Origin of the sequence: Delftia sp. Cs1-4 (assembly GCF_000214395.1) — a bacterium.
Classification (GTDB): Bacteria; Pseudomonadota; Gammaproteobacteria; order Burkholderiales; family Burkholderiaceae_C; genus Comamonas; species Comamonas acidovorans.
In genome coordinates, this window is the sequence record NC_015563.1 from 4,140,599 (window position 1) to 4,152,277 (window position 11,679).

Sequence of the window (11,679 nt, forward strand, 5' to 3'; positions counted from 1 at the left end):
CTGCGGCATGGTATCGACCACGGATGGGCATTTCATCTGGCTGCGCTGCCGCACCGCAGGCGTGGAGGCCGTGGCAGCAGACACGGCGAGGCACTTTGGGCGGCACGCCCACGAGCAGTACGGGATCGGCCTGATTGAGCGTGGCGCGCAGAAATCCGCCAGCGGGCGAGGTCTGTACGAGGCCGGGGCCGGCGACCTCATCATGGTCAACCCCGGCGAGTTGCATGACGGAATGCCCCTGGGCGATGGCGGTCGCGCCTGGCGCATGCTTTACCTGGAGCCCTCGGTCGTGGCCGGGCTCATGGCGGACATGGATGGCGCGGGGCCGGCTGCCGGCTTCGAGTTCCGCCAGCCCGCCGTGCGCGACCCGCGCCTGGCCGCGTGTTTTCAGGCTCTGTACCGCAGGATGACCGGCAGCGGCGAGGCAACGGACGCCCTGGACCTGGACGAAGCCCTGCTGCAGCTGCTGGGCGGCATGCTGCAGCCCCCTGCCCCGGCGCCCCGCGCACCGGCCCCCATCACACTGGCCCGCGCCCGGATGGACGACGATCCCGGTGCACCGCTGACCCTGGGCGCCCTGGCGCACGAGGCGGGCCTGAGCCGCTACCAGTTCCTGCGTGCCTTTGCGCGCGCCACGGGAATGACGCCCCATGCCTATCTGCTGCAGCGGCGCCTGCACCAGGCGCGCAGGCTCATCGCCAGCGGCATGCCGCTGGCCGAGGCCGCCGCGCACAGCGGCTTTGCCGACCAGAGCCATATGACGCGCCTGTTCGTGCGCAGCTTCGGCATGGCGCCCGGCTTCTACGCCAGGGCAGCCAAGGCCTGCGCTGCGTGACGCGCTGCAATTTCCTTCAAGACCACGCAAACCGGCCTGGCGAGGATGGAGATCACATCCCCTCTCCACTCACAAGGCCTGATCTTGCAGTTCTCCTACTCACCCTCCATCCCCCGCGACTTTCCTGAACTGGCCTCGCAGACCTTGCTGCTGCGCGGCCTGTCACCCGACGTGCCCGCACACGCCGTGATCGCCCCCTTCATGGCACAGGCCAGGCAGAACCTGGCCTGCACCCCGGAAAGCGAGATGCCATCCATTCAGGCCTGGCGGCGCGGCTTTGCCAGGATGGGCCTCAAGCCCACGCAATACCGCTGCGCCGCCGAGGCCCTGCTGCGCCGCTTGCGCAAGGAAGGAGATCTGCCGGGCCTGCATCCGCTGGTGGACCTGTGCAATGCGGCCTCGGTGGCCTTTGCCATTCCCGTGGCCGTCTTCGACCTGGACCGCATCAGCGGCTGCCTGCAGGTGCGCCCCGCAACCGGCAGCGAGGTCTACGAGACCTTCTCGGGCGAGATCGAATATCCCGAGCCCGGCGAAATCATCTTCGCAGACACGGCTGGCCGCGCCCACGCCCGGCGCTGGTGCAACCGCCAAAGCGGCCACTCGGCAGTGCGCGAATCCGCCGTCAACGCGCTGATCGTGACCGAAGCGCTGCACGCCACGGGCAAGGCGGATACGCGGCAGCTGGTGGAAGCATTGCAATCGGCGGCCGGGCGGCTGTGGCCCGAGGCCGTTTCACACCCAGGCAACCCCTTGCAGGCCGCCCTGGCCTGAGGCGACCGGGGCCGTTGGCGCCCCGGCGTGAAAGGGGCTACACGCTGCGCGGACTTCCCGCAAGCAAGACCGCACGCGTATCGCACCGCCCTGCACATCGACTCGCAGATCTCTTCAAGACATGCTTTGTTGCTATCAAAATGATACTAATGCGTTGCATGCTACACACAAATAAAAAGAAAAAGCAATCATTCTCATTGTCATTCTAGAATCCGCACCCGCCATGACAGGCTGCGCCGCTGGCCCCAGGCCGGCAGCAGCGCCGACGCACCCAGAGCACGCCCCACGGCACAGGTTTCCCAGCTCTCGACCATTGACCATGCTTATCCAAAAACTCTCGCGCACGGCAGTTGCGCATGCCGCCCTGCTTGCCCTGTGCGGCGCAGCCCACGCGCAGGCCCAGCCTGAAAATGTTCCCGAGGCCACGCTCGCCCCGGTCACCGTGAACGCAGGCACCGAGAAGGAAAATCCCACCGGAGCCGTGGTGGGCTTCACCGCAAAGCGCGCCATCTCGGCCACCAAGACCGACACGCCGCTGATCGAGACGCCCCAGGCCATCAGCGTGGTCACGCGCGACCAGTTCGAGGCGCAGGGCGTACAGACGCTGCGCCAGACCACGGCCTACAGCGCGGGCGTGGTGTCCAACTATTTCGACAGCCGGGTGGACAGCTTCTCGGCACGCGGCGGCAGCGTGAGCCAGTACCAGGACGGGCTGCTGCGCACCTACGGCACCTACAACACCAGCCGCCCCGACCCCTACACGCTGGAACGCGTGGAGTTCCTGCGCGGCCCCTCTTCCGTGCTCTACGGCCAGGGCAGCGTGGGCGGCGTGCTCAACCTGACCAGCAAGCGCCCGCAGGCCGAGGCGCTGCGCGAGGTGCAGGTGCAGATGGGCAGCTACGGGCGCAAGCAGATCGCCACCGACCTGACCGGCGCCGTCACCGAAGACGGCCAGTGGCTGTACCGGCTGGTGGCCGTGGGCCGGGAAAGCGGCACCCAGGTGGACCATGTGAACGATGACCGCCTGGTCATCGCGCCCAGCCTGACGTGGCGGCCCAGCGCCGATACCTCGCTCACGCTGCAGGCGCTCTACCAGAAGGACAAGAGCGGCTCGCTGATCGGCTTCTTCCCCTGGCAGGGCACGCGCCTGCCCAGCCCCTACGGCCAGATTCCCACCAGCACCTTCATCGGCGAGCCCGGCTGGGACTCGTTCGACACAGAGAACAAATCCTGGGGCTACCTGTTCAGCCACCGCCTGAACGCGGACTGGACCGTGCGCCAGAACCTGCGGCGCACCATCAGCGACGTGGACTACCGCTCCATCTACACCAGCTTCACCGCCATCCCCGGCCAGGGCCGCCCTGCGCGCCCGGTCTTCAACCCCGACAACCGCAGCGTCTACCGCGATGCCTCCTGGCAGGTCAACGGCGGGCGCATGCTGGTGATCGACACGCAGCTCGAAGGCAAGCTGCGCTGGGGCACGGCCGAGCACACCGTGCTGGCCGGCATGGATGCGCAGCGCAACAGCACCAGCCAGTCCACCTGGCGCGGACTGACCGCGCCGTTTGACGTCTACAACCCCGTCTACGGCAACTTCACGCCGCCCACGGCCTCGCAGCTGGTGCGCCAGCCGGGCGTGTCGCAAAAGCAATTGGGCTTCTACGCCCAGGACCAGATCAAGTGGGGCCGCTGGACCGCCACCCTGGGCCTGCGCCACGACAGCGCCCAGACCGATACCGAAGGCCGTCCCGCCGCCGCCGTGGACGAGAAGGCATGGACCAAGCGCGCAGGCGCCACCTACCAGATGGACGGTGGCTGGGCGCCCTACCTGGGCTACTCCGAGTCCTTCCAGCCGCTGGGCGGCGTGGATGTCTACGGCACGCCCTACAAGGCCCAGCGCGGCGAGCAATGGGAAGCCGGCGTGAAGTGGCAGCCACCGGGCCAGGGCCTGTCGGCCTTTGCCGCCGTCTACACGCTGCGCGAGAAGAACCGCAAGACCACCGACCCCGCCAACCCGCTCAACAGCCTGCAGATCGGCGAGGTCAAGGTCAACGGCTTCGAGGCCGAGCTCACCGCCAGCCTGGCCCGCCACTGGGACGCCACCCTGGCCTATGCGTACACCGACGCCGTCATCTCGCGCAGCAATGGCGGCGACCAGGGCCAGCGCGTGACCAGCGTGCCGCGCCACACGGCATCGGCCTGGCTGACCCACCGCTTTGCCAGCGAAGGGCGTGGCGGCTGGAGCCTGGGCGCTGGCGTGCGCTACACGGGTTCGCAGTGGACGGGCACCAGCCTGGTGGACACGCCTTCGGCCACCCTGCTGGATGCCATGGTGTCCTATGACGCCGGCCCATGGCGCCTGGCCTTCAACGTGGTCAACCTGACCGACAAGGTGCAGATCACGCAGTGCCTGGCACGCGGCGACTGCTTCTACGGCCAGCGGCGCACCTTTGCGGTGACGGGAACGCACCGCTTCTGAGGACCGCCGCCGCGCGCCTTTCACAGCGCAGGCATTTCACGCAGCGCAGGCAGCTCAGGCAGGCAGCTGCCTGAAGCTCCTTCGGTCCGCCGTGCTGCCAAACGATGCGCAGCCCGACAGCACGGCGGGCGAAGGCGCGGTGGTCGACAGCGCCTCGCTGCACAGCCGGGGCAGCTGGCTGTGCTCGTCTTCCAGGGCCTGTGTCTGGATCATGGGGGCCATGGCCACCACGTTGCCGAAGATGGTGGCAAAGGCCACGTCGGCCGCGTCACGGCCCGTGCCAAAGCGCATGAAGCCCATGGGAATGGCTGTGCCCGATGCATCGAACAGATACCACCTGTCGCCCAGGTAGGCTTCCACGTAGGCATGGAAATCGGGCGGGCCCAGTGCAGGATCGGCGCCGTAGTCCGTGCCGGTGGCGATGCGGGCGGGAATGTTCAGCGCACGGCACAGCGCGATCATCAGGTGCGTGAAATCGCGGCACACGCCCACCTGCTCCACCAGGGTATCGACGGCCGAGGTGGACGAGTTGCTGGTGGCCGAAGCGAAGGTCACCAGCTCCTGCACCCACTGCTGTATGGCCAGCACGCGCGAATAGCCGGGCGCCAGTTGGCCGAAATTGCGGAAGGCCAGCTGCATCAGCCGGTCGGACTGGCAGTAGCGGCTGGGGTAGATGTACGGCAGGACCTCCAGCGGGATGCAGCGCACCGGAACCTCGCCCAGCGCCGCCGGATCCTCGCGGTGGTGCGCGATGCAGACGGTGGCCGTGTAGGTCAGGTGCAGGGGGCCTGGGTTGGCATGCAGGCGCATGAAGCGGGTGGAGGTGGCGGGCTCGGTGGCAATGTCGGGCTCCACGGGCTGGCTGAGCACCAGACGCTCGTTCTCCACCGTCTGGTGCGAGGTGTGGGCCGCATGGATGTTGAACACGAAATCGGCCCCGGCCGGATCGCGGATGTCATAAGCAAGATCCACCTGGATCTGCAGCCGGATCGCTGCGTTGGCCATTGTTTGTCCCTGGTTGGTGTGTCTGATCGCCACCATGGTGCGGGCAGCCACGCCCGCAGGCCGTAGGCCCCTGCTGAAAAGCCTGTAGTGCTTGGCAGGGACAGCGCGTGCGCCGGGCAGGAGGCCCGCCTGGGGTGCAAACTCGGCTAACATCGGCGCCGCCCCGCATGGCGCAATGCCTGTGGCGGGGGCATCCACCAGCCAGGAACAGCCAAGGAGACCGCTAGATGGCGGAGATCATCGAGATATCGCGGGCGGCGCTGCACGAGCAGGTGGCGGACCGTTTGCGGTCCATGCTCATCGAGGGGCGCATCGCCCCGGGAGCCAAGCTCAACGAGCGCGAGCTGTGCGAGCAGCTGGGCGTCTCGCGCACGCCGCTGCGCGAGGCCATCAAGCTGCTGGCCGCCGAAGGCCTGGCCGACCTGCTGCCCAACCGCGGCGCCATCGCCGTCAAGCTGAGCGAGGCCGATGTCATGCACGCCTTCGAGGTGCTGGCCGGAATCGAGGGCCTGTCGGGCGAACTGGCCGCGCAGCGCATCACCGACCAGGAATTCGCCGAGATCCGCGCCCTGCACTACGAGATGATGGCCAGCGTGGCGCGCGCCGACGTGTCCGCCTACTACCGGCTCAACGCCGCCATCCACGCGGCGCTGAACAGCGCCGCCAAGAACCCCGTGCTGACGGAGACCTTCCAGCGCATCAACAACCGCGTGCAGTCGCTGCGCTTTCGCACCAACCTGGACACGGCCAAGTGGAAGCAGGCCGTCAAGGAGCACGAGGCCATGATCGAGGCCCTGGGCGCACGCGACGCCACGGCCCTGCGCGAGCTGCTGGTCACCCACCTGCACCACAAGCGCGATGCCGTGCTGGCCATGCTGCGCGCCGAGGCCCTGCAGCCGCGCAAGTCGCGCTGAAGCCCAGGGCCGCTACCGCTGCGGCGCGGCCCCCAGCGCCGCAATCCCCGCCCGCGCCACCTCCGCATCCTCTGCCGGCTTCACCCCGCTGACTCCCACGGCGCCCAGGCAGTGGCCCTCACTGGTGATGGGCACGCCGCCTTCCAGCAGGCCCTGCAGCGCGGGCACGCTCAGGTAGGCGGTACGGCCGCCATTGATCATTTCCTCATAGAGCCGGCTTTCCTTGCGGCCCAGTGCTGCGGCGTGGGCCTTGGCCGGCGCGATGTGGGCCGAGGCCGGTGCCGCGCCGTCCAGGCGCTGCAGCCACAACAGGTGGCCGCCGTCATCGGCGATGGCGATGCTGACGGCCCAGCCGCGCGCCGTGGCATGCGCCTCGGCGGCCTGGGCGATGGTCTTGATGTCCTGGAGGTCCAGGCAGGGCTTGTGCTTCATGGGAGTGCCTTGTCTTGTGCGGTAGGGAGGATGGCAGTCAGCGGGCGTCCAGCAGGCTTTCCAGCAGCCGCGCCACATGCACGGCTTCGCGCGCCGCGCCGTCGGCGATCTGGTGGCGGCAGCTGGTGCCGTCGGCCACGACGATGGCTTCGGGGCGCTGGCGGATGGCCGGCAGCAGGGCCGCCTCGGCCATGTCCATGGAGACCTGGTGGTGGCTGGCCTCGTAGCCGAAGCTGCCGGCCATGCCGCAGCAGGAGCTTTCGATGAGCTCAGGCTGGGCGCCGGGAATCAGCCGCAGCACGTCCAGGATGGGGCTGACGGCGCCAAAGGCCTTCTGGTGGCAATGGCCGTGCACGAGGATGGGCGCCCCGGCGGCGCGCAGCGGCAGCGCGAAGCGGCCGGTCTTCACTTCACGGGCAATGAATTCCTCGAACAGCAGGGCCTGGGCGGCAACGGCCTGCGCAGGCTCGCCCAGGCCCATGACCAGGGCTTCGTCGCGCAGGGTCAGCAGGCAGGAGGGCTCCAGGCCGACGATGGGGATGCCGGCCCGGGCCAAGGGCGCCAGGGCGTTGATCAGCGCACCGGCGCTGGCCTTGGCCTGCTCGACCATGCCGGTGGCCAGGTAGGTGCGGCCGCAGCAGTGGTGGCCGCCGCCTTCTTTGGCGGACTTGCTGGCGGTGTGCAGCGCATAGCCGGCCGCCTGCAGCACGCGGGCGGCGGCCAGGGCGTTTTCGCTTTCGAAGGTGCCGTTGAAGGTGTCCACGAAGAGCACGGCCACGCGCTCGCCGGCCGCCGCGCGGGCCAGGGCCTGGTCGCGGTCAAGAAAGGCATGTGCTTCGGGCGCGCGCCAGAAGGTGTCGCTGCGCCAGGACGGCAACGAGCGCCTGGCGGACAGGCCCAGCAGTTTTTCGCCCAGTTGGCGCAGCACGGGCAGGCGGTTGCGCAGGTTCAGCAGCCAGGGCATGCGGCTGGCCGTGGCGGCGTAGCGCGGCAGATGGGCGACCAGCCGGTCCTTGAGCGTGTGGCCATGGCGGGCCTTGTAGTGGGCCAGGAATTCCACCTTCATGCGGGCCATGTCCACGCCCGTGGGGCAGTCGCGCCTGCAGCCCTTGCAGCCCACGCACAGGTCCATGGTGTCGTGCATGGCCTCGCTGGTGAAGGCGTCAGGCCCCAGCTGGCCCGAGATGGCCAGGCGCAGGGTGTTGGCGCGGCCCCGCGTCAGGTGCTGCTCGTCACGCGTGACGCGGTAGCTGGGGCACATGGTGCCGGCGTCGAACTTGCGGCAGTGGCCGTTGTTGTTGCACATCTCCACGGCCTTGGCAAAGCCGCCGGTGACGTCGCCGCCCGTGCCGGGCGCCGTGGTGATTTCGGTGACCGGGTCGGCCTGCACGTTCCAGGCCGACCAGTCGAGCACGGGCGTGATGGGAATGCGCCGGTAGGGCCGGGGCGCATCGGCGGGCGCGAAGCGGAACAGCCGGCCATCGTCCATCCTGGGCGTATCGATGATCTTGCCGGGGTTGAAGAGGCTGTCCGGGTCGAAATGCTGCTTGATGGCGCGCAGGGCCTCGGTGATGGCGGGCCCGAATTGCCAGGCAATCCACTCGCCGCGGCACAGCCCGTCGCCGTGCTCGCCGCTGAAGGCGCCCTTGTATTTGCGCACCAGTTCGGCCGCTTCCTCGGCAATGGCGCGCATGCGCGCCGCGCCGTCGGTGCGCATGTCCAGGATGGGCCGCACATGCAGCGTGCCCACGGATGCATGGGCATACCAGGTGCCCCGGCTGCCATGGCGCGCGAACACTTCGGTGAGCGCATCGGTGTACTCGGCCAGGTGCTGCAGCGGCACGGCGCAGTCCTCGATGAAGCTCACGGGCTTGCCGTCGCCCTTGAGGCTCATCATGATGTTCAGCCCCGCCTTGCGCACTTCCCAGAGGTTTTTCTGGGCCGCTTCCTCGGGCATTTCCACCACGCTGCCGGGCAGGCCCAGCTCGCCCATGAGTTCCACCAGCTGGCGCAGCCGCGCCAGCAGCGCGGCGCGGTCGTCGCCGGCGAATTCCACCAGCAAGATGGCAGCCGGGCGGCCGATGAGCGCGGTCTCTATGGTGGGCTTGAAGGCCGGGTTGGCCAGGCCCAGCTCGATCATGGTGCGGTCCACCAGCTCCACGGCCGTGGGTCCCAGCTTCACGATGTGCTGGGCCGAGTCCATGGCCGCGTGGAAGGTGGGAAAGTTCACCACGCCCAGCACCTTGGCGCGCGGCAGCGCGCTCAGTTGCAGGGTGAGCGAGCGCGTGTAGGCCAGCGTGCCCTCGGCGCCTATCAGCAGATGGGCCAGGTTGACGCTGCCGTCGGCCGTGTAGGGCCGCTCGCTCTGGTTGTCGAAGATGTCGAGGTTGTAGCCGGCCACGCGGCGCATGACCTTGGGCCAGTGGGCGTGAATGTCCTCGCGGTGCTGTTGCGCCAGCCCGTGCACGAACTGCGCAATGCGCGCCGCGCGGCCCGTGGCCTGGGCGACGGGGCCGAAGTCCAGCAGCTCGCCATCGGCCATCCAGGCGCGGGCGCCGCGCACGTTGTGCACCATGTTGCCGTAGGCAATGGAGCGCGAGCCACAGGAATTGTTGCCCGCCATGCCGCCCAGCGTGGCCTGGGCGCTGGTCGATACGTCCACCGGATACCACAGGCCGAGCTTCTTGAGCCGGGCGTTGAGGTGGTCCAGCACCAGGCCGGGCTCGACCTCGGCCGTGCCTGCATCAGGGTCCACCGAGAGGATGTTGCGCAAATGCTTGCTGTTGTCGATGACCAGGGCCGCGCCCGTGGTCTGCCCGCACTGGCTGGTGCCGCCGCCACGCGGCAGCACGGGCACCTTCAGCTCGCGGGCGATCTGCAGGGCCGTGGCAATGTCCTGCTCGCAGGTGGGCACGAAGACGCCCACCGGCATGATCTGGTAGATGGAGGCGTCGGTGGCATAGCGCCCGCGCGAGGCGGCGTCGAACAGGACCTGGCCGCGCGTGTCCGAGCGCAGGCGGCGCGCCAGCATCTGGCTGACATCGTTGGGCGGCAGCACGGTGCCGGGGGCGGTCACGGTGTCGTCGGCGGAAGCGGCAAGGCGGTGCGTGGATTCCATCAGCATGGCGGCTCTCATTCGTTCATGGTTCGTGGGTAGATCTGGCCTGCCTTGAGCAGGGCGATGACGGTGTCGCGCTTGTGCTCCAGGTGGGCGACCAGCACCTGGCGCAGCGCGGCGGCGTCGCGCGCCTGCAGCGCCTCCAGCATGCGTTCGTGCTCCTGGACGGCGCGCTTCCACTTGGCCGCGTCCTGGTTGGTGCGAAAGCGCAGCGACTGCACGCGGGCGTTGATGCGGCCATAGGTCTCGGCCAGCACGGGGTTGGCGGCGGCGCGGTTGATGGCCGAGTGGATCAGCGCATTGAGCCGGTAGTAGCCGGACAGGTCCTGGCGCGCATGGCTGGCCAGCATCTCGAAGTGCAGGGCCCGCACCTCGGCCAGCTGCTGCTCGCTGATGCGCTGCGCGGCCAGCTCGCCCGACATGCCCTCCAGCCCCGCCAGCACCTCGAAGGTCTGCAGCACATCGGCCTCGCCCAGGCGCACGGCCACGGCGCCGCGGTTGGGCACCAGGTCCACCAGCCCTTCGGAGGCCAGCAGCTTGATGGCCTCGCGCAGCGGCGTGCGCGAAACGCGCAGCTGCTCGCACAGCGCGCGCTCGTTGAGCTTGGCACCGGGCGGTATGCGCCCCTCCACCAGCCAGGTGCGCAGCCGCGCCGCCACCTGGTCATGCAGGGCAAGCCGCGAAATCTCGATGATCTCCGCCATGGATTCTCCTGGTCGAATGAATTTTGCATTCATTTTTACGCAAGCATTTCTCAAGTCATTCATGGTTATCACCAAGGCATTTATGAATTTTGAATGCAAAAATTCGCAAACACCCTCCCCCGCAGACCGACCTGGCATTTCCTTGAAAAGGACGCACCATGCTCACGCTCGACAACCATCCCACGGGCCGCCACTTCCTCCAGATCCCCGGCCCCAGCCCGGTTCCCGACCGCATCCTGCGGGCCATGAGCCTGCCCACCATCGACCACCGGGGGCCGGAGTTCGGCCAGCTCGGCCTGAAGGTGCTGGCCGGCATCCAGCAGGTCTTCAAGACCCGGCATCCGGTGGTGATCTATCCGGCCTCCGGCACGGGCGCCTGGGAGGCAGCCCTGATCAACACGCTCAGCCCTGGCGACCATGTGCTGATGTTCGAGACCGGCCACTTCGCCTCGCTGTGGCAGAAGATGGCCACGCGCCTGGGCCTGTCGACCGAATTCCTGTCCTATGGCGGCAGCGACGAGCACCTGCCCCAGGCGCCGGGCTGGCGCCATGGCGTGCAGGCCGGCCTGATCGAGGCGCGGCTGCGCAAGGACACGGAGCGCCGGATCCGCGCCGTGTGCGTGGTGCACAACGAGACCTCCACGGGCGTGACCTCGGACATCGCCGCCGTGCGCCGCGCCATCGACGCGGCGGGCCACCCGGCCCTGCTGCTGGTGGACACCATCTCGGGCCTGGCCAGCGCCGACTACCGCCATGACGAATGGGGCGTGGACGTGACCATCAGCGGCTCGCAAAAGGGCCTGATGCTGCCGCCCGGCATCAGCTTCAACGCGCTGTCGCCACGCGCGCTGGAGGCCGCCAAAAGCGCCAAGCTGCCCAAGTCGTTCTGGGCCTGGGACGAGATCGTGGAGATGAACCAGACCGGCTACTGGCCCTACACGCCCAACACCAACCTGCTGTACGCCCTGTCCGAATCGCTGGACATGCTGCTGGCCGAAGGGCTGGATACGGTGTTTGCGCGCCACCAGCGCTGGGCGGCCGGCGTGCGCGCCGCCGTCCAGGCCTGGGGCCTGCCCATCCAGTGCGCCGATCCGCAGGTCTACTCGCCCGTGCTCACCGGCGTGATCACGCCCGAAGGCGTGGATGCCGACGCCCTGCGCCGCCTGATCCACACGCGCTTCGACCTGTCGCTGGGCGCGGGCCTGGGCAAGCTCAAGGGCCGCATGTTCCGCATGGGCCACCTGGGCGACAGCAACGACCTCACGCTGCTGGCCATGGTGGCGGGCGTGGAGATGGGCCTGAAGCTGTCCGGCATCCGTCTGGCCGGCAGCGGCGTGCAGGCGTCCATGGATTACTTCGCGGCCCACGCCGCAGCCGGTGCGCTGCGCAAGGCCGCCTGAACCCATCGGCGCCGCGCCGAA

Annotated in this window: 9 protein-coding genes; 5 read left to right on the top strand and 4 right to left on the bottom strand. The window is 68.8% G+C overall.

Going from position 1 to position 11,679, the window contains the following annotated elements:
• Nucleotides 1–7: 7 nt before the first annotated feature.
• From DELCS14_RS18050 to DELCS14_RS18060, 3 genes are all read left to right on the top strand, one after another.
• Nucleotides 8–835 carry an AraC family transcriptional regulator gene (locus DELCS14_RS18050; RefSeq protein WP_013802954.1) on the top strand — a complete coding sequence of 276 codons (828 nt, stop codon included), beginning with the start codon at nt 8–10 and terminating at the stop codon, nt 833–835.
• Between the two features lie 84 nt (nt 836–919).
• Nucleotides 920–1,606, top strand: a complete 687-nt coding sequence (locus DELCS14_RS18055; RefSeq protein WP_013802955.1) for a phenylalanine--tRNA ligase beta subunit-related protein — start codon at nt 920–922, stop codon at nt 1,604–1,606.
• A gap of 319 nt (nt 1,607–1,925) precedes the next feature.
• On the top strand, nt 1,926–4,085 hold the full coding sequence (locus DELCS14_RS18060; protein ID WP_013802956.1) for a TonB-dependent siderophore receptor: 2,160 nt from the start codon (nt 1,926–1,928) through the stop codon (nt 4,083–4,085).
• A gap of 54 nt (nt 4,086–4,139) precedes the next feature.
• Here DELCS14_RS18060 and DELCS14_RS18065 read toward each other — a convergent pair whose 3' ends face one another.
• The gene (locus DELCS14_RS18065; RefSeq protein ID WP_013802957.1) at nt 4,140–5,090 is read right to left on the bottom strand and encodes a transglutaminase family protein; all 951 of its coding nucleotides are present in this window, start codon (nt 5,088–5,090) and stop codon (nt 4,140–4,142) included.
• 227 nt (nt 5,091–5,317) lie between these two features.
• Here DELCS14_RS18065 and DELCS14_RS18070 point away from each other — a divergent pair, with 227 nt between their 5' ends.
• A complete protein-coding gene (locus DELCS14_RS18070) occupies nt 5,318–6,004 on the top strand; it encodes a GntR family transcriptional regulator (RefSeq protein ID WP_013802958.1) in 687 nt (228 codons plus the stop codon).
• Between the two features lie 12 nt (nt 6,005–6,016).
• Here DELCS14_RS18070 and DELCS14_RS18075 read toward each other — a convergent pair whose 3' ends face one another.
• From DELCS14_RS18075 to DELCS14_RS18085, 3 genes are read right to left on the bottom strand one after another with little or no spacing between them, the layout of a single operon-like run.
• Nucleotides 6,017–6,436, bottom strand: a complete 420-nt coding sequence (locus tag DELCS14_RS18075) for a heme-binding protein (RefSeq protein WP_013802959.1) — start codon at nt 6,434–6,436, stop codon at nt 6,017–6,019.
• Nucleotides 6,437–6,473: 37 nt separating this feature from the next.
• Nucleotides 6,474–9,560, bottom strand: coding sequence for an FAD-binding and (Fe-S)-binding domain-containing protein (locus DELCS14_RS18080; protein ID WP_013802960.1), 3,087 nt, complete (start codon nt 9,558–9,560; stop codon nt 6,474–6,476).
• Nucleotides 9,561–9,568: 8 nt separating this feature from the next.
• Complete coding sequence (locus DELCS14_RS18085) at nt 9,569–10,258, bottom strand: GntR family transcriptional regulator (RefSeq protein ID WP_012204897.1); 690 nt, start codon at nt 10,256–10,258, stop codon at nt 9,569–9,571.
• A 158-nt stretch (nt 10,259–10,416) separates the two neighbouring features.
• On the opposite strand from DELCS14_RS18085, the gene DELCS14_RS18090 reads away from it, so the two are divergent.
• Nucleotides 10,417–11,658 carry an aminotransferase class V-fold PLP-dependent enzyme gene (locus DELCS14_RS18090; protein WP_012204896.1) on the top strand — a complete coding sequence of 414 codons (1,242 nt, stop codon included), beginning with the start codon at nt 10,417–10,419 and terminating at the stop codon, nt 11,656–11,658.
• The last annotated feature ends 21 nt before the right edge of the window (nt 11,659–11,679 follow it).

Bases quoted from the DNA above. Each gene is read 5' to 3' on its own strand.
- DELCS14_RS18090 (WP_012204896.1), top strand. From the start codon at position 10,417: ATGCTCACGCTCGACAACCATCCCACGGGCCGCCACTTCCTCCAGATC.
- DELCS14_RS18075 (WP_013802959.1), bottom strand. From the start codon at position 6,436: ATGAAGCACAAGCCCTGCCTGGACCTCCAGGACATCAAGACCATCGCC.
- DELCS14_RS18065 (WP_013802957.1), bottom strand. From the start codon at position 5,090: ATGGCCAACGCAGCGATCCGGCTGCAGATCCAGGTGGATCTTGCTTAT.
- DELCS14_RS18070 (WP_013802958.1), top strand. From the start codon at position 5,318: ATGGCGGAGATCATCGAGATATCGCGGGCGGCGCTGCACGAGCAGGTG.
- DELCS14_RS18080 (WP_013802960.1), bottom strand. From the start codon at position 9,560: ATGCTGATGGAATCCACGCACCGCCTTGCCGCTTCCGCCGACGACACC.
- DELCS14_RS18060 (WP_013802956.1), top strand. From the start codon at position 1,926: ATGCTTATCCAAAAACTCTCGCGCACGGCAGTTGCGCATGCCGCCCTG.
- DELCS14_RS18085 (WP_012204897.1), bottom strand. From the start codon at position 10,258: ATGGCGGAGATCATCGAGATTTCGCGGCTTGCCCTGCATGACCAGGTG.
- DELCS14_RS18050 (WP_013802954.1), top strand. From the start codon at position 8: ATGGTATCGACCACGGATGGGCATTTCATCTGGCTGCGCTGCCGCACC.